The 21,798-nt window shown below is 69.1% G+C and carries 18 protein-coding genes; 6 read left to right on the forward strand and 12 right to left on the reverse strand.

Annotated features, from left to right (window positions below; all coding sequences use genetic code 11):
• Window positions 1-79 precede the first annotated feature (79 nt).
• The 4 genes from ACZ7OI_RS39365 to ACZ7OI_RS39380 form a co-directional block, all read right to left on the reverse strand.
• A complete protein-coding gene (locus tag ACZ7OI_RS39365; RefSeq protein WP_470269214.1) occupies window positions 80-1,681 on the reverse strand; it encodes a DUF885 domain-containing protein in 1,602 nt (533 codons plus the stop codon).
• Between the two features lie 115 nt (window positions 1,682-1,796).
• Window positions 1,797-3,245 (reverse strand): argininosuccinate synthase, encoded by a 1,449-nt coding sequence (gene argG, locus ACZ7OI_RS39370; protein WP_470269215.1) that lies wholly within the window; start codon window positions 3,243-3,245, stop codon window positions 1,797-1,799.
• 86 nt (window positions 3,246-3,331) lie between these two features.
• Window positions 3,332-3,682, reverse strand: a complete 351-nt coding sequence (locus tag ACZ7OI_RS39375) for a hypothetical protein (RefSeq protein WP_470269216.1) — start codon at window positions 3,680-3,682, stop codon at window positions 3,332-3,334.
• A 54-nt stretch (window positions 3,683-3,736) separates the two neighbouring features.
• Entirely contained in the window at window positions 3,737-4,825 is a 1,089-nt protein-coding gene (locus ACZ7OI_RS39380; protein WP_470269217.1) for a glycosyltransferase, read from the reverse strand.
• A gap of 104 nt (window positions 4,826-4,929) precedes the next feature.
• On the opposite strand from ACZ7OI_RS39380, the gene ACZ7OI_RS39385 reads away from it, so the two are divergent.
• From ACZ7OI_RS39385 to ACZ7OI_RS39405, 5 genes are read left to right on the forward strand one after another with little or no spacing between them, the layout of a single operon-like run.
• Window positions 4,930-5,250 carry a hypothetical protein gene (locus tag ACZ7OI_RS39385; RefSeq protein ID WP_470269218.1) on the forward strand — a complete coding sequence of 107 codons (321 nt, stop codon included), beginning with the start codon at window positions 4,930-4,932 and terminating at the stop codon, window positions 5,248-5,250.
• Window positions 5,247-6,173, forward strand: coding sequence for an FAD:protein FMN transferase (locus ACZ7OI_RS39390; protein WP_470269219.1), 927 nt, complete (start codon window positions 5,247-5,249; stop codon window positions 6,171-6,173). The genes ACZ7OI_RS39385 and ACZ7OI_RS39390 overlap by 4 nt, the downstream gene beginning before the upstream one ends.
• On the forward strand, window positions 6,170-6,733 hold the full coding sequence (locus ACZ7OI_RS39395) for a ferric reductase-like transmembrane domain-containing protein (RefSeq protein ID WP_470269220.1): 564 nt from the start codon (window positions 6,170-6,172) through the stop codon (window positions 6,731-6,733). The genes ACZ7OI_RS39390 and ACZ7OI_RS39395 overlap by 4 nt, the downstream gene beginning before the upstream one ends.
• Window positions 6,730-7,848, forward strand: coding sequence for an NADH-ubiquinone oxidoreductase-F iron-sulfur binding region domain-containing protein (locus ACZ7OI_RS39400; RefSeq protein ID WP_470269221.1), 1,119 nt, complete (start codon window positions 6,730-6,732; stop codon window positions 7,846-7,848). Before ACZ7OI_RS39395 ends, ACZ7OI_RS39400 begins: the two co-directional genes overlap by 4 nt.
• Window positions 7,845-8,045 carry a ferredoxin gene (locus tag ACZ7OI_RS39405; protein ID WP_470269222.1) on the forward strand — a complete coding sequence of 67 codons (201 nt, stop codon included), beginning with the start codon at window positions 7,845-7,847 and terminating at the stop codon, window positions 8,043-8,045. The genes ACZ7OI_RS39400 and ACZ7OI_RS39405 overlap by 4 nt, the downstream gene beginning before the upstream one ends.
• A 302-nt stretch (window positions 8,046-8,347) precedes the next feature.
• On the opposite strand, the gene ACZ7OI_RS39410 is transcribed toward ACZ7OI_RS39405, so the two are convergent.
• Window positions 8,348-11,323, reverse strand: a complete 2,976-nt coding sequence (locus ACZ7OI_RS39410; RefSeq protein WP_470269223.1) for an AfsR/SARP family transcriptional regulator — start codon at window positions 11,321-11,323, stop codon at window positions 8,348-8,350.
• A 190-nt stretch (window positions 11,324-11,513) separates the two neighbouring features.
• Here ACZ7OI_RS39410 and ACZ7OI_RS39415 point away from each other — a divergent pair, with 190 nt between their 5' ends.
• On the forward strand, window positions 11,514-12,725 hold the full coding sequence (locus tag ACZ7OI_RS39415; protein ID WP_470269224.1) for a hypothetical protein: 1,212 nt from the start codon (window positions 11,514-11,516) through the stop codon (window positions 12,723-12,725).
• Window positions 12,726-12,946: 221 nt separating this feature from the next.
• On the opposite strand, the gene ACZ7OI_RS39420 is transcribed toward ACZ7OI_RS39415, so the two are convergent.
• From ACZ7OI_RS39420 to ACZ7OI_RS39450, 7 genes are all read right to left on the reverse strand, one after another.
• Window positions 12,947-14,872, reverse strand: coding sequence for an NB-ARC domain-containing protein (locus ACZ7OI_RS39420; RefSeq protein WP_470269225.1), 1,926 nt, complete (start codon window positions 14,870-14,872; stop codon window positions 12,947-12,949).
• A gap of 131 nt (window positions 14,873-15,003) precedes the next feature.
• Complete coding sequence (locus ACZ7OI_RS39425) at window positions 15,004-15,378, reverse strand: helix-turn-helix domain-containing protein (protein WP_470269226.1); 375 nt, start codon at window positions 15,376-15,378, stop codon at window positions 15,004-15,006.
• 222 nt (window positions 15,379-15,600) lie between these two features.
• Window positions 15,601-16,869, reverse strand: a complete 1,269-nt coding sequence (locus ACZ7OI_RS39430) for a sensor histidine kinase (protein ID WP_470269227.1) — start codon at window positions 16,867-16,869, stop codon at window positions 15,601-15,603.
• A 63-nt stretch (window positions 16,870-16,932) separates the two neighbouring features.
• Window positions 16,933-18,033 (reverse strand): methyltransferase, encoded by a 1,101-nt coding sequence (locus ACZ7OI_RS39435; RefSeq protein WP_470269228.1) that lies wholly within the window; start codon window positions 18,031-18,033, stop codon window positions 16,933-16,935.
• A gap of 173 nt (window positions 18,034-18,206) precedes the next feature.
• The gene (locus tag ACZ7OI_RS39440) at window positions 18,207-19,340 is read right to left on the reverse strand and encodes a TFIIB-type zinc ribbon-containing protein (RefSeq protein ID WP_470269229.1); all 1,134 of its coding nucleotides are present in this window, start codon (window positions 19,338-19,340) and stop codon (window positions 18,207-18,209) included.
• Between the two features lie 25 nt (window positions 19,341-19,365).
• Window positions 19,366-20,532 (reverse strand): SPFH domain-containing protein, encoded by a 1,167-nt coding sequence (locus ACZ7OI_RS39445; RefSeq protein WP_470269230.1) that lies wholly within the window; start codon window positions 20,530-20,532, stop codon window positions 19,366-19,368.
• Between the two features lie 63 nt (window positions 20,533-20,595).
• A complete protein-coding gene (locus tag ACZ7OI_RS39450) occupies window positions 20,596-21,723 on the reverse strand; it encodes a serine hydrolase domain-containing protein (RefSeq protein ID WP_470269231.1) in 1,128 nt (375 codons plus the stop codon).
• Window positions 21,724-21,798: the final 75 nt, after the last annotated feature.

The following is a 21,798-nucleotide window of genomic DNA, read 5'->3' on the forward strand; positions in this document are numbered from 1 at the left end:
GGGGACGGGGAGGGCAAAGCCAGTTTTGCGGTGGGGTTGACCTCCCTCTCCCCCCCCCCCCCCGCCACTCACGAGACCCTTAACGCAGCGAGTCCTGCAGCGCCGCGAGCCCGACCGGCCCGACGGCCAGCGCGTCGCGGTGCCACTGGCGCAACGTGAATCCGGGTTTGGCGGCGGCTTCGGCGCGCGCCTGCAGCCACGCGCGTTCGCCGATCTTGTACGAGATCGCCTGGCCCGGCCAGCCGAGGTACCGCACGATTTCGGCGTGCACGCGGTGTTCCGCTGCCAGTCCGCGCTCGTGCAGGAAGCGGCACGCGGTGGCGAAATCCCAGCGGGAACCGTCCGGCAGCGGCAGATCGAGGTGCGAGCCGAGGTCGATCACGACGCGTGCGGCCCGCAACGCGGAACCGGCGAGCATGCCGAGCCGGGTGCCGCGCTCGGAGAACCAGCCCAGTTCGTCGGCGAGACGTTCGGCGTACAGCGCCCAGCCTTCCGCGTGGCCGCTCGCTGAATGGACGCGCGCGTAACGGCTCACCGAGTCCCCGGCCAGGCCCGCGACGCCGATCTGCAGATGATGTCCGGGAACGCCTTCGTGGAACACCGTCGTCAGCTCGGACCAGGTCGCGAAGCGTTCCCGTCCGCCCAACGGCCACCACGTGCGGCCGGGACGAGTGCCGTCCTCGGCGGGACCGGTGTAATACGGCGAACCCGACGCGGAGCCGTACGCGAGGACAACGTCCAAGGCGCGCAACGGTTCCGGGATGTCGAAGTGCTCGCGTGCGGCGTCCAGCGCGCTGTCGTGCGCCGCCCGTAACCAGTCCAAATAGGACTGTTCACCGTTCACTGCGCACTCTTCGTCCAGCCGCGCGAGAACTTCCGCCACGCTCGCGCCAGGCTGGATTTTCGCGACCTCAGCGGCGATTTCCGTCTCGATGCGCTGAAGTTCCGCCCAGCCCCATTCGTAGGCTTCGGCGAGATCAAGGTCCGCGCCAAGGGAAAGCCGAGCCGCGACGGCGTAGCGTTCCGCGCCGACGCCGTCGGTTTCGGTGGCGTGCGGGGCGTAATCCTCGCGCAGGAACCGGGCGAGCGCCGAGTAACCGCGGTGGGCGGCGTCGGCACCGGCACGCAACTCGCCGGCCTGCGGCCCGTCGCCGTACTCCTCGACGAGTGCATTGTGGACACCGGCGTAACGCTCGGCCTGAGCCGCCGTTTCCAGCGCCTGCCGACGGGCCGCGCGCAGACCGCGGTCGAGACCGGCCTGCAGCGTTTTCTGCCAGCCGGAAAGCATCGTTTCGACGCCGGACATCCGGACCGCGAGGACGTGCCAGTCGTCCGCGTCGCGGCGCGGCAGCAGCCGGACCGAATCGGCGATCGAACTCAGCGTGCCGAAATGCGCCTGTACCTGGCGGAACGGCTCGTCCAGCTCGTGCCAGGCCAGCTGCGCTTCGAGGCTGTCCCGCAGATGCGCGGACGCGATCCGGTCCGCGCGGGACCCGGGATTCAGCGTCGCGAGCGAGGCGAGCGTGCGCCGGGCCAGGTCGGCGCGGGCCGCGAAACCGTCCGGGGTGAGGTCGGTGAGCGCGGTCGCGTCGGTGGTCACGCCGTCCAGGGTCGCGGCGATCGGGTCGAGCGCTGCCTCAGCCGTGACGTGGTCGGCGGACAGCTGAAAAATCGGGGTCACGCCGCCACGTTAGCCGGGAGCCGCCGCCCGAATATAGAGACGTTAGCGGGGTCTGGCTGCTGGTATGGAGGATGCCCGCGCCGGTCTTCCGGCGCGGGCATCCGGGGGAAAAAGCTCAGTCGGTGCCGGATTCCATCGCGGCGCGGTCGAGCAGTTCGACGTCGTCGGCCCGGCCGCGGGACGCGATCGTCTCGGCCCCGCCCTCGGCCATCGCGCCGATCAGGCCGGTCGCGGCCGCCTGCGCGGCGCCGATCAGCTTCGGGTGCGAGTTGCCGCCGACCATGCCGAGGCTCGCGTACTGCTCCAGCTTGGCGCGGGAGTCGGCGATGTCGAGGTTCCGCATGGTCAGCTGGCCGATCCGGTCGACCGGGCCGAACGCGGAGTCCTCGGTGCGCTCCATCGACAGCTTGTCCGGGTGGTAGCTGAACGCCGGGCCGGACGTGTCGAGGATCGAGTAGTCCTCGCCGCGCCGCAGCCGCAGCGTGACCTCGCCGGTGATCGCGGTGCCGACCCAGCGCTGCAGCGATTCGCGCAGCATCATCGCCTGCGGGTCCAGCCAGCGGCCCTCGTACATCAGCCTGCCGAGCCGGCGGCCCTCGTTGTGGTAGCTGGCGATGGTGTCCTCGTTGTGCACCGCGTTGACCAGCCGCTCGTACGCCGCGTGCAGCAGCGCCATGCCCGGGGCCTCGTAGATGCCGCGGCTCTTGGCCTCGATGATCCGGTTCTCGATCTGGTCGGACATGCCGAGGCCGTGCCGGCCGCCGATCGCGTTGGCCTCCAGGACCAGGTCGACCGCGGTGCCGAACTCCTTGCCGTTGATGCTCACCGGACGGCCCTGCTCGAAGCCGATGGTGACGTCCTCGGGCGCGATCTCGACCGACGGGTCCCAGAACCGCACGCCCATGATCGGCTCGACGATTTCGATGCCGGTGTCGAGGTGCTCCAGCGATTTCGCCTCGTGCGTGGCGCCCCAGATGTTGGCGTCGGTGGAGTAGGCCTTCTCGGTGCTGTCGCGGTAGGGCAGGTTGTGCGCCTGCAGCCACTCGGACATCTCCTTGCGGCCGCCGAGCTCGCCGACGAACGCCGCGTCGAGCCACGGCTTGTAGATCCGCAGGCCCGGGTTGGCCAGCAGGCCGTAGCGGTAGAACCGCTCGATGTCGTTGCCCTTGTAGGTGGAGCCGTCGCCCCAGATCTGGACGTCGTCCTCCAGCATCGCGCGCACCAGCAGGGTGCCGGTGACCGCGCGCCCGAGCGGGGTGGTGTTGAAGTAGGCCCGGCCGCCGGTGCGGATGTGGAACGCGCCGCAGGTCAGCGCGGCGAGCCCCTCCTCGACGAGGGCTTCCTTGCAGTCGACCAGCCGCGCGAGCTCCGCCCCGTAGGCGTGCGCGCGGCCGGGGACGGACGCGATGTCGGGTTCGTCGTACTGGCCGATGTCGGCGGTGTAGGTGCACGGAACCGCACCCTTGTCGCGCATCCACGCCACCGCCACGGACGTGTCGAGGCCGCCGGAGAACGCGATGCCGACCCGCTCGCCGACGGGAAGGGAAGTGAGCACCTTGGACATAGGAATGATTATGCACGACGATGTATGAACGTGCATCCCCGGGTGGTGTGAACTCGCTCTCCCGGGCTTCGCGCGGGTCCCGTCGTTCAACGCTCGTACAGCCGCTGCCGCCACCAGGCGGCGGCATGCCAGAGGCTGAGGGAACTCGCTTTCGGGTCGGGCAGGGTTCGCCGCCGGAACTCGTCGTCGAGAGGAGCGAGGACCCGGCGCAGTTCCGCACGGGCGCGGAGGGGGAGGGCTCGCAGGGCGACTTCCAGTTCGTCGCGGGCATCGACTGGATCGCAGCACGGACAGTCGGTCCACGGCAGATAGAGCCAGCGGCCGGGCTGGCGCAGGAAACGCCGGTATCGGTCGAGTGCTGGGGAAACGCGTTCGGCCCACAGATCGCGGGCCTCGGGTCGATCGGCGCGCACCGCGCCGGGGGTCCTACGAGGCATTGCCCCTTCGGGTCGACATCATGCGGAGAGGATGCCACATCCGCTGCTGAGCGGTCAGTAAGTCCGGCCTTTCCAGCCGGTCCGGCGGCGGGCCGAGTCCAGCGTCATGAGGGTGTACAGCGCCGCGGTGAACGGCAGCAGCAAGCCCGCGACCAGGGGCTGCCGGTAATACCGGGCGACCGGGACGAACGTCGCCGCCATCAGGAGCCATGCTGCGGCGGCTTGCCACGAACCGGTCAGGGCGAGCACCGGCGGGGCGAGGAAAACGGCGATCATGCCGACGACGGTCCCGGCCAGCAGGAGCGGCGAATGCCGGAGCTGGGTGTAGGCGCTGCGGGCCACCATCTGCCACAGGTCCGCGAGCCGCGGATACGGCCGGACACTTCGGACTTTCGAGGCATAGCCCAGCCAGATCCGGCCACCTGCGGACGCGACCGCGCGGGCGAGTGCGACGTCGTCGATGACTGCTCCGCGGATTGCCTCGATTCCGCCAGCGCGTTCGAGCGCTGAGCGGCGGACGAGGACGCACCCGCCGGCTGCCGCGGCGGTGCGCCAGCGGGCGGAGTTCACGCGGCGAAAGGGGTAGAGCATCGCGAAGAAGTAGACGAAAGCGGGCACGATCAGCCGTTCCCAGAACGTTGCGGTGCGCAGAACGGCCATTTGAGATACCAGGTCCCGGCCGCTGGTGGAAGCGGCGACGAGAGTCTCCAGCGAACCGGGGTCGTGTGAGATATCAGCGTCCGTCAACAGAAGGAAGTCGGCGTCTCCTGCTTCGCGGACGCCATGCGCGACGGCCCAGAGTTTCCCGGTCCAGCCGTCCGGCGGCTCGCCGGGGCTCGTGACGGTGAGCGGGAGTCCATTGGGGACAGTCAGCGAACGGGCGGCTTCGGCGGTGCCGTCGGTGCTGCCGTCGTCTACGAGGATGACCCGCGCGTCGCCGGGATAGGTCTGGCGGAGCAGCGTGGGCAGGGTTTCCGGAAGCAGCTCCGCCTCGTCGCGGGCGGGGACCACGATGGCGACTGACGGCCAGGAGTCCGGCTGGACCAGCGACGGAAGCCGTTGATCGGTGCGCCAGAACCAGCTGTGGCACAACGCGAGCCCGGTCCACACCGCCAGCGTCGCCCACGCGAGGACCGTGCTCATGCGCGGAGTGTAGTGACTGGAAGCAAACTGACAGGTCGCTCCCAGCGGACTCATAGATTCGCGGCTGAGACTGGGTGTTCCCACCACCGGAGAGGACACCCGGCATGGACCCGAACATCAGGAGACGGCAAGAGGAACGGGCGCGCGTCCGGCATCGGACAGCGTTCGTCACGGCGGTCGCGGCAGTGCTCGGAGTCGCGGCGGCCGGCGGCATCGGATACGGGCTGACGGCGGCTGGCTCGGCCAGCGGGACCACCTCGACCGGTGGCACTTCGACCGGCAACGGCACCTCCTCGACCGACAGTGGAACCGGGTCGGACAGCGGGGCCGGGTCGAGCACCTCGGGCCAGGACCAGCTGCAGGTGCCGGCGCAGGATCCCGGATCTGGTTCCGGGCACGCGCACACCGGGTCGGGTGCGTCGTGACCGGGCCGTATTCGGCCGCGTTCCCCGCGCTCGGCACGACCGCGCGGGTGCTCGTCACCGAGGAGGCCGCGCTCGGCCCGGCGACCGCGTTGCTGCGGACGCGGCTCGCCGAACTCGATCGGGCATGCAGCCGATTCCGGACGGATTCGGAAATTTCGGCACTCCACCGTGCCGCGGGCCGGGAGGTGGAGGTGAGCCCGCTGCTGGCCGACGCACTGTCGGCGGCCCTGCGGGCTTCGTGGCTGAGCGGGGGACTGGTCGATCCGACGGTCGGCGGGTCGATGGCCGCACTCGGCTACGACCGGGATTTCGCCGAGATCGCCGACGGACCCGCCGTGGCCCCAGTCCCCGCGCCGGGCTCGCATTGGGTGCTGTTCGAACCGGCTCGGCGGACTGTCGTACTGCCGCGCCGCGTAATGCTGGATCTCGGCGCGACCGCGAAAGCGTTTGCCGCGGACCGGACTTCCGCGGAGATCGCCGGGCGCACCGGCTGCGGCGTGCTGGTGAACCTCGGCGGCGACCTCGCTGTCGCTGGTCCGGCTCCGGCCGGCGGCTGGCAAGTGGCGATCGGCGACGACCATCGCGACGCGGTTGCCCACGCTGGCACGACGATCACGCTCACCAGCGGCGGTCTCGCGACCTCCGGGGTGGCCCGGCGAACTTGGCGACGCGGCGGTCGCGCGGTGCACCACATCGTCGATCCGCGCACCGGCGAATCGGCGGATCCGTGCTGGCGGACGGTGTCGGTGGTGGCGAAGTCCTGTGTGGACGCCAACACGGCGAGCACCGCTTCGATCGTGCTGGGCGTGGCGGCGTTGGACTGGCTCGGGTCGCGCGAATTGCCCGCGCGGCTGGTGAGTTCGCGCGGTGCGGTCCGGACGACGGCGGGGTGGCCTGCGGACCGCCGGGAGCGTGTGTCGTGAGTTCCGCGCTCTGGTATTTCAGCCGTGCCACCGGAATCGTCTCGCTGGTGTTCTCGACGGCCGTCGTGGTACTAGGTTTCCTCAATTCGGGAAGGTTCGCGACGCGGCGGTGGCCCCGCTTCGCGCTCGCGGACCTGCACCGGAACCTCGCCCTGGTCAGTCTCGTGTTTTTGGGCGCACACATCATCTTCGCGGTCGTCGACGGCTATGTGGACCTCAGCTGGCTCGCCGTCGTCGTTCCATTCGTCTCGGGCTACGAGCCGTTCTGGATCGGGATCGGTGCGGTAGCAGTGGATTTGCTGCTCGCCATCGTCGTGACGAGTCTGCTGAGGACCCACATCCCGCCGCGATTGTGGCGTGCGGTCCACTGGCTGGCTTATCTGTGCTGGCCGGTCGCTCTCGCGCACGGTGTCGGCCTGATCGCGTCCGACAGCGCGCGCCCGCTGCTCATCGCACTCGACATCGCGTGCCTCCTCGCCGTCCTGGCCGCCGCGAGCGTGCGGTTCGGCAGTACCAGTCCTGATACCGAGGCTCGCCGCCTCTCTCCACTTCGGAGGTGAACGTGCTTCCCTTGCACCGGAACGATCTTGCCGCCCATTTGTCCGTCCACGGTGGACTGCCTGTCCTGGATCGCGACGCACTGATCCACCAAATCGACGCCGCCGGTATCCGCGGCCGAGGCGGCGCTGGTTTCCCCGCGGCGGTGAAGCTGCGTTCCGTCGCACCGGGACGGTCCATTGTGGTCGCCAACGGCTGCGAGAGCGATCCGTTCAGCAGCAAGGATCGTGCTCTGCTTGAGCTTGCGCCACACCTGGTGCTGGACGGTATTCAGGTCGCTGCTCGCGCAGTCGGTGCTACCGAGGCTTTTCTCTGCCTGCATGAACAAAACCGGAGCGTACTGGCCGCTTTGGCCGAACGCCGCGACGCTGTGCCGGTGAAACTGGTCGCGGTCCCGCAGCGATACGTCGCCAGCGAAGAAACCGCGCTGGTCCATTTCCTGGGCACCGGCGATGCACGCCCGACCGGCAAATTCCCGCGCCCGACCGAACGCGGCCTGCGTGGACGCCCAACGCTGGTCCAGAATGTCGAAACCTTGGCCCGGTTCGCGATGGTCGCCAGAATCGGCGCGGACCGCTATCGCTCTGTCCACACCGACCTGGTCACCGTAACCGGTGCCGTCGGTCGCCCCGGTGTGTTAGAGGTCCCGGCGGACACTCCCGTTTCCGCGATCCTCGCCCGTTCCGGCGGATCCGTTACCGCACAAGCAGTCCTGATCGGCGGCTACGGCGGCACTTGGATGCCGCGCTCCCTCGCCGACCCCCTGCCGCTCGGTCGCGAACCGGGCCTGTCCTCCCTGCACCTGCTGCCCGAACCAAGCTGCGGCCTCGAGCTGACCCGGAACATTCTCTCGAGATTGGCCGCCGAATCAGCCCGCCAATGCGGCCCGTGCATGTTCGGACTCCCCGCCGTCGCCGCGGATTTCACCGACTTGCTGGCCGGTCGGGACGCAACCGGCCGCCTGGCCCGCCGACTCCCGCTCCTCAGCGGACGGGGCGCGTGCGCCCACCCGGACGGAGCGGTCCGCCTGGCCGCGGGCGCCCTGCGAGTCTTCGCGGCCGACGTCCAGGCCCACCTGGCCGCTGGCTCGTGCCGGATCACGGCAGGTGCGGCATGAGCCGCCTGACGGTCGACCCGATCGCCTGCCGGGCACACGGTTTGTGCGCGGACATCCTGCCGGAACTGATCACTGTGGACGAATGGGGTTATCCAGTGGTGCGCGGGGGAACGGTGCCGGAACCGCTGCTGCCCGAGGCCCGACGGGCGGCTGCGGCTTGTCCGGCGCTGGCGTTGCGGCTACGGAAAACGGAGTAATCGCAACGCCAGCGCCGGATTCAGCGGCGAATTAGCAACGCCACCACGCCGAAAGTGCTCCTGCAGCTGCAGTGAACCACGGGGCATAGTCGACGAAGGCCGCAACGGGATGGAACAACGAAATCTCCTAATGGGGAGGCGGTCATACGCCCAAGAAACATGGACGTCGCAAGGCGCAAGCTATCGCAACGTTCGTGCGGCCGGTGAATCGGACCTACTTAAAGTACCTGTCTGCAAGTGGAAATAGCTCGCACGGGGATACTCTCGCACGATGGAAGGTTCTTCCAGTGGCTGGGAGTAATTCACCCGTTCGTGATGGCGGACCTCCGCGGCGCGGGCATGGCGACCGTGCTTTCTCCGTCCCTGGCCTGCGGAATCGCGTGTGGATCCCGGGCCGCCGCGAGCCGTTCTTCGACGCGGTCGGCTTTGGAGTCCTTGCCGCGTCCGCGGTAAAAGGCCGCGGCGCGTCTCCATGCGTCGACGGCATCTTCATGATTGCCGCGTGAGTAAAGAATCTCGGCGAATGCTTCCAGTGCCCTGGCCTGACCGGTCGCGTTGTGGGCTCGTTCGGCCAGTTCGACCGCTTCCTGCGACAATCGCAGCGCGGCCCGGTCGTCCCGTTCGGCGGCCGCGAGGCGGGCTTGGACGGTGCGCAGCCGCATCGTGGCGGTGAGGTCGCCGGCGATCTGGTCTTGCGCCAGCCGGCAATGCCGGTGTGCGACGGCGAATTGCTCTTCTCGGAGATGGAGTTCCGCGAGCGTCGTGTAGGTAGTGGCTTGACCGGCGGTATCGCCGGTGAGCGCACGCAAGTGGAGCGCGCGGTGGTAGTGCGGCAGTGCTTTCTCGTGCTGGTCCAGTTCGGCGAGCGTCTCGCCGAGATACTGCTCCGCCTTCGCCTCGCGGACCATGTCGCCGTTGCGCTGCGCGTGCGTGATGCAGCGGCGGAAGAGGGCCATCGCTTCCGCGGGGCATCCCGTTTGCCGGTATAGCTGTGCGAAGTTGATGTTGATTGTCAACACCCCGATGGGCGACCCGTGGGTCGTGGCGAGTTCCAGCGCTTGAGTCAGGGCGTGCTCGGCCGCTTTGTGGTTGCTGAGCGTGAGATTGAGCTGACCGAGGTCGTTCAGGCTCGACGCTTCGGCATGAGGGTCCTTGTTCGCCCGCGCCGCCCGCGCGGCGATAGTGAACCCAATGCTCATTTCGTCATAAAATCCATATCTGTCAAGGGTATCCGCAATTAGGTGGGGCAACATGCAGGCTATTTCGAAGTAGTGATGCTGTTCGGCCAGTGCGGCGAGCGCGACGGCGTTCGTTCTCTCGCGCAAGACCCACCGCGTCGCAGCGTCCGGTGTCTTGAACTGCGTCGGGCGAATGCCGGGTTCGGGATCAAGCCGCGGTGGGCGGTCGCGGTGCGGGTGCGCCGTCCGGTGCGCGTGGTACGCCGTGCTGTAGTAATGCGACAGCAAGCGCCGCAACGGCTGCGAGTCGTGGTCTTGATCGCTCAGCGTCTGGGCGTACCGGTGGAAAATTGAGACAATCCGGTATCGGGCCGTGTCGCCGGGCTGGTCGATCAAGTGCAGTGCGACCAGGGTTTCCAGCGCCCGCCGGGTTTCCGCGGCGGGGCGTCCGGCTGCGGACAGCAGGGTGTCGACATGGATTTCCGCGCCAGGGTGGTGGCCGAAGAGCCGGAAAACGGCCTGGCTCGGCGGTTCGAGCATGTGGTACGACGAGGAAAACGCGGCGCGCAGACTTTGGTCGTCGCCATCGTCGCCGATGCTCAGGAGCATCTCCGGATCTCGCAGTTGGTCGAGCATCGTGCCGAGGCTCAGCCCCGGTCGGCGAGCGGCGCTCTCTGCGATGAGGGTGAGCGCGAGCGGTAAGCCGTCGCAGAGATGTGCGATTCGGCGCGCCGCGTCAGGCTCCCGGTCTCCGCGTCCGCGCAAGCGCCGGACGAACAGTTCCAGCGAATCGTGGTCGTCGAGGCGGGCGAGGCTGAGTTCGGCGAGCTCGTGCTTGCGCACCAGCGCGCTGAGGCGGCGGCGCGAGGTGACGATCACCGAGCATTCGGACAGGACGTGCAGCAACTGGTCCACGTGGTCGGAGTTCTCGGCGTCGTCGAGGACCACCAGCACCGAGCGGTCGGTTAACTGCTGGCGCAGCACTGCGGCCCTCGCTGCCGAGTTCACCACGTGGTCGACCGGATAGTGGAGGTCTTGGAGCAGACGGTCGACGATGTCGGACGGCTCGAGCCGCGGCGCCGGACCGAAGCCGTGCAGGTCGAGGTAGATCGTCCCGCCCGGGAACCAGTGCGCGGCTCGGTGTGCCCAGTGGACCGCGAGGCTTGTCTTCCCGATCCCGGGCGGGCCGCTGAGCACGACGGCGGGCGAGCGGGTCGGCGAGCCGGGGCGGAGCCACTCGTCCAGCGTTTCCAGCGCGTCGGTGCGGCTGATGAATCCGCGGAGATCGCGGGGGAGCGGGTGGGACGGCGGTGCAGCCCTGCGTATCGGGGCGGGCGGGGCAGGCGGGTTCTGGTAGCGGTCCCGGACTTCGTCGTGGAAGGCCCGCAGCACGGCGTTGGCGGTGTCGTCGGCGGCGTCGTGGAATCGCCGATGCGCGTCGAGGTAGTGGGTCTGGGCCTGTTCGGACTGTCCGAGCGCGTAGTAGATCTGGATCTGGAGCTTGACGAAGGCGAGCCGGCAGGCGTGCTCGGGGGCCAGGTCCTGCATCCATCCCGCGGCCTCGTCGGGACGCCCGAGCGCCAGCAATTGGCTCGTCAGGAATTCTCGCGCGGGAAGCAACATGGATTTGACTTTGTCCTCGCGCCAATTGCCCGCGCGTTCGGAGCGGAGTTCCGGCAGTGGCTCATCGCGCCATAAGGAAAGCGCGGAAGCAGCTGATTCGTACGCCGTTTCATGATCTCCGGAACTCGCTGTCGCGTGTGCTTTCCGCATTATTTTCCGGAAGGCGGCGACATCTACGAGACTCTCGGCGAGGTCGATCAGGTAGCCGTCGCCGGACCGGGTGATCGAGGCGGGCACGTCCGCTTCGTCGAGGGCGGGACGCAGTCGATGGACCGCCTTGTACAGGGCTTCTTGCGGGTTTCCTGGCAGGTCGTCGTCCCAGAGCCAGGAGATGAGGGTGTCCTGGGAAAAGCGCTGCCCCGGCCGGGTGAGCAGGATTCCGAGAATATTCCGGGTTTGCCGCTGACCCCACTGCTCATTCATCTTCCCGTGCATCCGCACCGCAGTCTGCCCGAGAATTCCGTAGGCGAAGTCCATTCGACGTCCCTCCCTCGTCGATTGCCCAGTTTCGCATTGATCCGGTCGATCGGCGACCGCTTTCGAGATAACGATCATCCGGGAATTGTCTTGTCCGGTTTCGGTCCGCTTTGTGTCCAGCGGCGGGAAGTCCCCGGTCAGGACCGCGCCGCAGCCTCGCTTCGTCGGCTTCTGGACGGAGGGGATGAAGATGGCGCACGACGTGTGGGTCCGCGGTCCGATCGGCCTCGACGCCGCTTCGCGGGTGACGCGGCCGGGCTGCCGCACCGTGCTGGCGGTCGTTCCGACCGTGACGGCGGGGACGCGGCTGTTCGAACTGATCTCGCTGCTCGAACGGGATCTGCGGGTGCAGGTGATGTTCACCGTGCCGCACAGCATCGACCGGTGGGCCGGGGTCGAGGAGTACGTGCGGGCGCAGCACGGGCTGTTGCTGCCCTGGGAACAGGCAGCGGCGCATCGGTTCGACCTGGTTCTGGCAGCCAGTCACCGGCATCTCGACCAGGTGCGCGGGCCGCTGCTGCTGATCGGGCACGGGGTCGGGCAAGTTGGGCCGCGCCGGTTCAGCCGCAAGGGCGGGGCGACGGTCGAGACGACCGGACTGGACCGGGAGCTGCTCACCTTTCGGGGGCGGGTGCTTCCGGCGGTGCTGGGTCTCGCCACCGAATCGGAGGTCGAAGTGCTGCGCGAGCGGTGCCCGGAGGCGGTGCCCGCGGCGGTCGTGGCCGGTGACCTCTGCCTTGACGGGATGCGGGCGGCGAGCGGGCGGCGGGAGCGATACCGGCGGGCGCTGGGCGTCGGCTCGCGACGGCTGGTGGTGCTGAGCTCGACCTGGTTCACTGACTCGGCGTTCGGCCGTGTCCCGAGGGTGTACGAAGCGATCGTGAACGCGCTGCCGAAAGACCGTTACGCGGTGGCGGCCGTGCTGCATCCGAACGTCTGGGCGGTGCACGGCCGGCGTCAGGTCACCGCCTGGCTGGGCGGGTGCCGGGGGCTGCGGGTGATCCCGCCCGAGCAGGGATGGCAGGCGACGATGATTGCGGCTGACTGGGTGATCGGCGACCACGGCTCGACCACGTGCTACGCGGCTGCCATGGGGAGGCCGGTGACGCTCGCCGCTCTTCCGGAGGGACAAGCACGAGCCGGAAGCGTCGCGGACATCGTGCGGGCGCGGACGAAGCCGTTGGATGCGGGCCAGCCGCTCGAACGCCAGGAGAAAGCCGCGATCGCCGCCGCCCCGAGGCTCGCCGCGGAGGTGCTGCCGGTCGTCAGCACGAGGATCGACTGCTCGGCGGGGATTCTGCGGTCGGCGATGTACCGGCTTCTGGAGTTGTCCGAACCGGACACGCTGGCGTATCCGCCGTTGCCCGCGGTGCCCCGGCCGTTGCCTGGGCGGAACGCGTGACCGCCGGGTTCGCGCGCGTGCGGCTCGCGCTGCCCGGACGGCGCGCGGTGCCTGTGCGGGTCGTCGACGTTGATCGGGCCGGACCCCGGCTGTCGGCCAGCGCGGACGTCGTGGTCCGGATTCGGACCGTCACCGCGACGAGCCGCGAGGCCGACGAGTTGAGAGCGGAGTGGCCGGGGGCGATCGCCGCGGCGGTGTGCTGGCCGGGCGGGGCGGTGTGGTCAGTGCGGCGGCTCGCCGGAATCCCCGCTGAGCCGGCGGATCTCGTCGAGATGGCGCTGGGCGCTTGCCTCGTCGCCGTGGCCGCGTTCGAGGTCGGCGAGCGCGGTGAGGACCTCGGTCTGGAAATGCGGTGACTGGAGGCGTTCGACGCCTTCGAGTGCCTGCAGGAGTTCGGTGCGCGCCCGGCGGTAGTCGCCCCGCCGGGCGTGGATCGAGGCGAGCAGGATGACGGCACGCGCGTACTGGGCGGCGTCGTCCGCCTCCGCCATGATGGCGGCGGCTTCGGCGAGTTCCGGCAATGCCTCGTCTTCCCGCCCTAGTGTGATCAGCAGTTCGCCACGACGGCGTCGGGCAAGGCCGACCCCGCGAGGAAGCCCGATTTCAGCGTGTTTCTCCGCGCTGCGCTCGTATAGTGCCAGCGCGCCTTCGAGATCGCCGCGACCTCGGGCGTCCCGGGCTATCCGGGACAGTGCCGTGGCCTGCGTCGGACCATGGTGCTCCCGCTCGCCGATCTCGAGCGCCGCGGTGTGCTGGGCGGCGGCCTTGTCGAACTGCCGCAGCTGGTCGTAAACGTAGCCGACCTGGCTGTGCAACCGGGCTTCGGCCAGCGGCTGTGCGCATCGCCGGGCCGCCTCGATCCCGGCCGTGCACAGCTCGAGGAACGATTCGTAATCCCGGTGGTGCAAGAAAAATCCCCACGACGCTTCGGCGAGCTGCCACAGTTCCTCGTCCCATCCATGGGCCGAGGCGGCGTTCGCGACGGCGTTGATGACTGATCGGTCTCGGCGCCACCAGTTCACCGCGTGGTCCCGGTCGGTGAAAGACCCTGCCGCCGCAACGGTTTCGGACGCGAACGTCGGCCGGAACGGGTGAATGAGCGTGCTCGCGGTGACGGTCTGGTCGCGGTACCAACGGATGTAGCGGTGCACGAGGTAGTCCCGGTCGGCCTCGGCGTCCTGGCGTTCCGCGCGCACGCGGGCGTCGTGGCGGACGACATCGTGCTGTGCCACGGTTTCGTCCTCCAGTTCGTGGAGGAGGTTGGCTTCGATCAGCTCGTCAACGGCGTCGTCCAGATGGGCGGGCGAACTCTGGAGCGTGTCGGCGAGCGCGTCGACGGCGTGATGCGGGCCAGGCAGGATGCCGCAGGTTCGGTAGAGCCGGGCCGCCGAGTCGTCGAGGGCGGCGTACGAAGCGTCGAAAACCGTGGCGATATCGGTGAAATCCCCGAATCGCCGGGCGCGTCCGCGGCGGGCTTCCTGGTGCGGCTGGCGTCGTGGCCGGGCGCGCAGCCTCGCTCCGGTGATGGCGAGAGCCAGAGGGAGGCCGGCGCAGGCGGTCAGCAGGTCACGTGCGTCCTCGTGGCTGATCTGCCGTTGCCCGGCGCGGGCGAGCACCTCGCGCGCAGGCTGGTCCGGAAGCGGGCTGAGCGGAAGGATTTCCGCGCCGTCCAGCGCGAGGCTGGTCAGCTGGGACCGGCTGGTGACGAGCACGACCGCGTTCGCGCTGGACGGCAGCACGGCGCGGGCGTCGGCGCTGTGCACGACGTCGTCGAGCAGCACAGCGAAGCGGCGATCCGCGGTCACCGCGCGGAATTCGGCGGCGCGCTGCGCGAGCGAGGCGGGGATGTCGTCGGCCGGAATGCCCAGTGCGGTCAGGAAACCGTGCAGCGCGCCGCTGGCGGATTCCGCGGTTTCGGTGCCCTCGGAGGAAAATCTCGTGCACAGGATGCCGTCGGGGAACCGGGCGCGACGGGTGTGCAGCCAGTGCAGGGCGAGCGCTGTCTTGCCGATCCCGCCGACGCCGGTGAGCACGACGACCGACGGGGCGGGGTCGGACCGGAGCCGGATTTCGTCCAGCCGGGCCAGTTCCGCGGTGCGGCCGAGCAGCACGGGCGGCGCGGGCGGAAGCTGGACCGGCGCCCGCACCGGTCTGCCGGACGCTACAGTGGCCCCTGGCCGCGCTTCAGTCATTCCACACCCCCGATTATTCCTCCTTACCTGTTCCGGGCGGCAAAAGAAACCTGAACGAGTCAGGAATCACCCACCCAATACGGCGGTCAGGGGCGCGGGGTATCGCTGGGTGCGCGCCGTTCGAGCGCGTTCTGCCCGCCATGGGGACGGATGGTCACTTTTTCCCGCAGCAGCAATCGGCGGATAGTTCCATAGGACGCCTGATGCGCGTCCGCGATGCTCTGAATAGTAGAGCCAGATTGGTACTCATGGACTATCCGAGGTATGTCGAGTTCGCGGCGCACGCCTTGCCGGATCTCGGGCAGAACCGCGCCTTCCTGCCGCAGCAACCGTCCGGTCCAGCTGAGCGACAGCCCGTGTTCCCGGGCGATCTCGGTGATCGACGCGCCGGCTCGCCAGGATTCGAGCATCCGGCGGTTTCGCTCGGCCCGATTCGTACGTGCCTCGTCCGGAGTGTCCATGCAGGCGCTCCCGCTGCTGGGACTGAGCGTGCTCGACCTTCCATTATCGGCCTCGCGGAGCTGGACTGTGAACCTACGAACGTGGCACATGCGCGGGAGATTGTTTGTCTGCAAAAGGTGACGCAAGAGTGTGCCGGAGCGAAGTGAATATTCAGGATTGTCAGCGGATTATTCCTGAAAGTGTAACGATTTGGCTAATAGGGCGAGAAATCCGCCGCCTGCTCAGTGCGGCACCCACAACGTGACCCGGGTCCCGTGCCCCGGCGTCGATTCCACCTGTCCGGTGCCGCCGACCTCCGCCAGGCGCGCTTCGATCGACTGCTGGATGCCGAATCCCGGGCCGCGTTCGCGGACGTCGAAGCCGCGGCCCTGGTCTCGCGCGACCACCGCCGTCCCGCCGTCGCGTTCCTCCACCCGCAGCACGACGCGGCTGGTCCCGGCGTGCTTCACCGTGTTTCGCAACGCTTCTCGTACCGCCTCGCACATCGCGGTGCGGCGATCGGCGGAAAGACGGTCGTCGTCAGCGAAATCAGCGGCCACGAGCTGGGTGCGCAGGCCCTCGCGGGCCATGTCGGCGGCGACGTCGGCCAGTTCGACCACGAAGCCGCGTCTCGGGCGCGGTTCGATCGGTTCGGTGATGCTCCGGCGGAGTTCGGCCGCCTCGGCGTGCGCGACCGAGCGCAGCTGGGCGAGCCGTTCGGCGGCGTGGTCGGCGTCGTCGGACGGGGCAATCGCGAGCGCTTCCAGCGTCTGCAGCACGCTGTCGTGCAGCAGTCGCTGGGTGCGCTTGCGTTCGGCTTCCTGACCGCGGCGCAGGCCGATGTCGAGCGCGAACCGGGTGCCGACGCCCAGCAGCACGAGGATCCCGCACGCCACCACGATCGACACGGCCAGCGCGACGAGACAGCCGATCGACCGGTTGATCGCGAGATGGTCGTCCAGCCGCAGCCCGCCCGCCACGGTCAGCAGGAGGCGCACCGGGACGGCCGCGGCGAGCAGCAGCAACGCCGCGGGCAGCCCGGACGTCCCGGCCCACATCGCCATCGAGCCGACCAGCCACGTCCAGGTGACGTCGATCGCGAACGGCTGCACCGAGTCCGGCGCGAGCACCGCGATCAGCAGGTTCAGCGCGAGCCCCGCGCAGAGGTCCATGGCGAGCACCCGCCGCGTGCGCCGCGCGGGCAGTCCGCCGGAGCGCAGCAGCCACCACAGGAACGCGGCGTTCGCGGCGACGCCCAGCACGGCCGCGGGCAGCACCGGAACCAGTCCGGTGCTGCCGTTGGCCGCGGCGAATCCGATGAACACCTTCACGAACGCGGCGATCCGGTAGGCGACCGGAACGACGACCCAGTACCGCGCGGCGCGGGCCAGCGTCGCGTCGCCGACCGCCGCGAGGTCCTCGCCCGCGTCCGGCCGCTCCGGCGGGCTGCCGCGATGCAGCAGTGTCCGCACTAAGTCCCGGCGTGGTACGGCAAAACCCGGTCCGGGCATCGTCCCTCCCCGTGTCTTCGGCGAGGATATTCGATTGGTGTAGTCCAGTGTGGAAACGCTGGGTCACGCTCTGGACATGGTTAGCCGCCACAGCATCGTCCGCTCCCGGGAGCGGTGCGCGTGCAAGGGATCGGCACTGTCCGTGGCGCTTCGGTGCCGTGGCGTGGTTTGCCGCCGACCCGCGACTTCGAGGCCGGCCGCGGAGATCCGGCCGAGCAATTCGGCCCGCGTGCGCAGGCCGAGGTGTTCGGCGAGGTCCGACAGGATCAGCCAGCCTTCGCCGTGCGGCGTCAGATGGCCGGGAAGGCCGTCGAGGAAGCGGTTCAGCATGGCGGACGAGGCGTCGTAGATCCCGAGTTCCAGCGCCGAAGCCGGGTTTCCGGGCAGCCAGGGAGGATTGCAGACGACCAGATCGGCACGCCGTTCGCCGGGCCAGAGGTCGGCTTCGACGACCCGGACCCGGTCGGAAAGGCCGAGTCGCCGCAGGTTGTCCCGTGCGCAGCGCACGGCGCGCGGGTTCAGGTCGGTCGCCACCACTTCGGCGGCGCCGCGCCGGGCGAGGATGGCGGCGAGCACTCCGGTACCGGTGCCGAGATCGAAGACTGTCGGGGAACCCTTGCCCGGCAACGGTTCCCGCGCGACAAGATCGAGGTATTCGCTGCGGGTCGGAGCGAACACGCTGTAGGCGGGATACAGGCGAGCGTTCAAAGCCTTGATATGTATGCCTTTCTGGTGCCATTGATAAGCGCTCAGGGCGCCGAGCAGCTCACGCAACGAGATCAGCGACCCCGGTAAACCGCCGAACGCGTGGACGCAGGCCGCTCGGATGTCGGGGGCTCGGCGGAGGTGCAGCGAATGGTCGTCCTCCACGGAGACCAGGACTTTCCCGAGCAGCGCCGCGCGTTCCGAGCGCGCGGAACGCACCTCGGCGAAAGAACCTGAGCGCTGCGGAAGCCGGCGGTCCATGGCGCGCACGAGCTGTCGCGCGTTCGGAAAGTCGCCGCGCCACAGCATTCCGGTGCCGGCGCGGGCATAACGCAATGCCGCGGCGGCGGTCAGCCGGTCATCGACGACGACAATGCGGCCCGGCGGCGGAGTTCCGTTTCCGGAATGCCAGCGGGCGGTGTGGGTGTTTCCGTTTTCGGTCCACTGAACGGTGGACATGAATGCTCCCGGGAAGGGTCGAAGGGCCAGTCAGCCGTCGACGCTTCGCAGAGAGCAGGCGAGGATTCCCGCCGGTCAAGACAGCGGCGTACCCGCGTGCTCCCGCGAAACGCGGGAGAAGCGGTCGCCGAGAACCATGCCCATCAGCACGGCACATCACTTCCTTCGAAAACTCAGTGGTGCGTAACGGAATGGTGCGTCGTCCCGGTGCTGTGGCCCTTCGTCGCGAAGAAGTAGACGATCGCCGCGATCACGATCAGCGCGAGCACCACCGCGACGGCGATCTTGGCCTTGCTCCACGGACGCTGGCCGTGGATTTCGCCGGTGCGGCCGTTGACGAGGATCTGCCAGTTCTTCCCGGCGTACACATAGGTCGCGACCCACACCGGGAGCAGCATCAGCTTGAAGGTCACGTTGTTGTGCTGTGTGTCGACCGAATTCAGCTGCTGGGTGTCGCCGCCGATGTCGTGTTTGCAGTCGTCGGCGATGACCGGAGCCATCCGGTTTTTCGCCTCTTCGAAGCCGTTCTCCGGTTCCACGTCGTACCGCAGCGCGAAGTGTCCGGAGAGGAACTGCGGCTGGTACGGCGCGGAGTCGAGCAGCGGCCACGGCGCGAGTTTGTCCAGCTCCGGCAGCGGCAGCTGGGTGCTCGCCGGCACCAGGACGTCGTCGAAGTTCCGCGCGACCCGCCCGCGCGCCGGGTACCAGCGAGTATGGCGAACTTGGCGCGTCTTGCGCTCGCCGTTCTCGTAGTAGCTCTCGGTGACGTAGTAGTACTCGCCGCGCGCGCCGGTGTAGACCGAAACGGTCTGCGAGTCATACGTCCAGTGCGGGATGTACGTGCTCTTCGTCGACTCGGCGGTGGTGACCTTCTTCAGTGCGGTCGGCGCGAACCAGCGCGAGGACGTCCACTTCTTCAGATGCGTGCTCACCGCGGGACGGTCGAACGCGAACGGCAGCACGCCCTCGGGCACCAGCTGACCGGACGCGCCCGGATCGATCACCAGCGGCGCGCCGCAGAACTGGCACATGCTGGCGGTCTCGTTCGTTTCCGTCCTGGCCGCGCACCGCTGGCACACGAAGACGTACTTGCCGATCGACCCCACCGGCTTGCGCGCCAGGTTCGCCAGCTCGGCGAACGGGATCTCGCGGATCTCCCGCTCCCCGGCGGCGATCTCCTGCCGGAATCCGCAGTACGGGCACTGCATGGCGGTCGTGCCCGGCGCGAACTCCAGCCGCGCGCCGCAGCCGCCGCACGGATAGGTCGTGTTGGCCACGCCTTCCTGCGGGAAGCGCGGTTCAGTCATGGGTCCCCCAGAAGGTCGGTGCGGCTCAGGACGGCGGCAGCGGCGGCGGGGTCGCGCCGAACAGCGCCGACACCTCCGGCACCTGCGCGGCCGCGGTCCACTGGGCCATGCCTGCCTTCCACACCAGGGTGTCCTGGGCGAGCGTGCCCGCCGAGATCTGCTGGCCGAGGCCCGCGCGGTCGAACGGGCCGAGCTGCTGGCCGTTCGCGCCGATGAACCACTGCTCGCCCTGCGGCAGCGGCGGCGGCATCTGCGGCGGCGCCTGCTGCTGGTACTGCGGCTGCTGCGGGGCCTGCTGGTACTGCTGGGGAGCCTGCTGCTGGTACTGCTGCGGGGCGGGCTGCTGCTGCGGTCCGGCCGCGCGCTGGCCGAGCGCCATGCCGAGGCCGATGCCCAGCCCCTCGCCCGCGCCGCCCTGGTTGTTCGCCGCCGCCTCGATCGCGTTCGCGGACTGGAACTTCGTGTACTGGTCGAGGTCGCCGACCACGCCCATCTGGGTCCGCTTGTCCATCGCGGCCTCGACCTCGGGCGGCACCGAGATGTTCTCGATCATGAACTTCGAGATCTCGATGCCGACCTCGCGCAGTTCGAGGTTCAGCGCGTTCGCGATCTTGCCGGCGATCTGCTCCTGCTGGGTGACCAGGTCGAGCATCGGCACCTGGGCGGCCGCGATCGCGGGCCCGAGCTTGCTGATGACCATGCTGCGCAGGTAGTCCGACACCTCTTCGGTGCGGAACTGCGGGTCGGTGCCCGCGAGTTCCTTCAGCAGCGCGACCGGCTCGACCACGCGGACCGCGTAACCGCCGAACGCGCGCAGCCGGACCATGCCGAACTCGGGGTCGCGCAGGATGACCGGGTTCTGCGTGCCCCATTTGAGGTCGGTGAACTGCCGGGTGTTGACGAAGTACACCTCGGCCTTGAACGGCGAGTTGAAGCCGTACTTCCAGCCCTTGAGGGTGGACATGATCGGCATGTTCTGCGTCTGCAGCGTGTACATGCCCGGCGGGTAGGCGTCGGCGACCTGGCCCTCGTTCACGAACACCGCGGCCTGCGATTCGCGGACGGTGAGCTTGGCGCCCATCTTGATCTCGTTGTCGTAGCGCGGGAAGCGCCACACGATGGTGTCCCGGCTGTCGTCGGTCCACTCGATGATGTCGATGAACTCGCCGCGGATCTTGTCGAAGATGCCCACGTCTGACCCCTCGTCGTTGCCTCGTGCCCGCGGGCCACAGTACAGTGCGCGGCCCGCGCCGGATCACTCCGGCGCGGCCGCCTCGCGCCAAAAGTCCAGCATGTGCGGTATGCCACCAGGCCCGTCCACAGCGCGCTGGGTGAGAAGAATCGCCACCGAACCGGTCGAAGGCGTCAGGTAGGCGCTGGTTCCGGTGCCGCCGACCCAGCCGTAGCGGCCCGGGGCCTGCCACGGCTGCGTCGGCTCGACGTCGACCGCGCCGCCGAACCCCCAGCCCTGGCCTTCGAGGAAGACCGGGTTGGCCGCGATCTGTTCTGCGGTGAGGTGGTTGGTCGTCATCTGCCGGACTGATTCCTTCGACAGCAAGCCTTCCCCGTCGGAAAGGAGCATTCGGGCAAAGCGGTGCCAATCGTCCGCGGTGCCGGCCAGACCGCCGGATCCGGCCGGGAACGGCGGCACCTCGCGCCACTGGCCATCCGGGGCGTCGGCCAGCTCGAGGCCGTTTTCGCCGGCGCGGTAGTAGCTCGCGAACCGGTGTCGTTTGGCCTCGGGAACCTCGAACGCGGTGTCGGCCATGCCGAGCGGTTCGAACACCCGCTCGGCGAGAAAGTCCGGCAGCGACTGGCCGGACGCGCGGGCGATCAGGATGCCTTGCAGGTCAGCGCAGGTGTCATACAGCCAGGCCTCGCCGGGCTGGTGCAGCAGCGGGATGCGCGCCAGCCGGGCGAGCCACTCGTCGGGCTCCGGGCGCAGCCGGACCTCGCGGCCGTCGGTCTGCACCGTGGACAGCTCCTGGACCTGCGGCGGGGAGAAGTCCGACGGGAAGCCGTAACCGGCGCGGAAGGTCAGCAGGTCGCGGACGGTGATCGGCCTTTCGGCAGGTACGACGTCGTCGAGCGTGCTTTGCGGAGTCCGCACGACCACCGGGGCGGCCAGTTCGGGCAGCCATTCCGCGATGGGGGTGTCCAGGCCGAACCGGTCGTCCTCGACCAGCATCAGCACGGCTGCCGCGGTGATCGGCTTGGTGATGGAGGCGAGCCGGAAGATGGAGTCCCGGGCCATCGGCGCGGTGCCCTCGACGTCGAGAGATCCCACCGCGGTCACCTCGACGTCGTCGCCGCGCGCGACGAGGGCTACCGCACCTGGGACGACCCCGGACTCGACGTGGCGGCGCAGGACTTCGTGCATCATCGGTCGTTCCCTTCGCGGGCGGATGTTCCGCGGGGTGGTCGTCGCCGGGGGTTCCCGCTGGACATCCGCCCGGCG

This window comes from Amycolatopsis sp. NPDC114503, from assembly GCF_055633655.1.

Excerpts from the sequence above, each read along its gene's own strand:
- ACZ7OI_RS39405 (WP_470269222.1), top strand. The coding sequence starts at position 7,845 with ATGAGCCGCCTGACGGTCGACCCGATCGCCTGCCGGGCACACGGTTTG.
- ACZ7OI_RS39440 (WP_470269229.1), bottom strand. The coding sequence starts at position 19,340 with ATGACTGAACCGCGCTTCCCGCAGGAAGGCGTGGCCAACACGACCTAT.
- ACZ7OI_RS39435 (WP_470269228.1), bottom strand. The coding sequence starts at position 18,033 with ATGTCCACCGTTCAGTGGACCGAAAACGGAAACACCCACACCGCCCGC.
- ACZ7OI_RS39410 (WP_470269223.1), bottom strand. The coding sequence starts at position 11,323 with ATGGACTTCGCCTACGGAATTCTCGGGCAGACTGCGGTGCGGATGCAC.
- ACZ7OI_RS39380 (WP_470269217.1), bottom strand. The coding sequence starts at position 4,825 with ATGAGCACGGTCCTCGCGTGGGCGACGCTGGCGGTGTGGACCGGGCTC.
- argG (WP_470269215.1), bottom strand. The coding sequence starts at position 3,245 with ATGTCCAAGGTGCTCACTTCCCTTCCCGTCGGCGAGCGGGTCGGCATC.
- ACZ7OI_RS39415 (WP_470269224.1), top strand. The coding sequence starts at position 11,514 with ATGGCGCACGACGTGTGGGTCCGCGGTCCGATCGGCCTCGACGCCGCT.
- ACZ7OI_RS39425 (WP_470269226.1), bottom strand. The coding sequence starts at position 15,378 with ATGGACACTCCGGACGAGGCACGTACGAATCGGGCCGAGCGAAACCGC.
- ACZ7OI_RS39430 (WP_470269227.1), bottom strand. The coding sequence starts at position 16,869 with ATGCCCGGACCGGGTTTTGCCGTACCACGCCGGGACTTAGTGCGGACA.
- ACZ7OI_RS39385 (WP_470269218.1), top strand. The coding sequence starts at position 4,930 with ATGGACCCGAACATCAGGAGACGGCAAGAGGAACGGGCGCGCGTCCGG.
- ACZ7OI_RS39450 (WP_470269231.1), bottom strand. The coding sequence starts at position 21,723 with ATGATGCACGAAGTCCTGCGCCGCCACGTCGAGTCCGGGGTCGTCCCA.
- ACZ7OI_RS39375 (WP_470269216.1), bottom strand. The coding sequence starts at position 3,682 with ATGCCTCGTAGGACCCCCGGCGCGGTGCGCGCCGATCGACCCGAGGCC.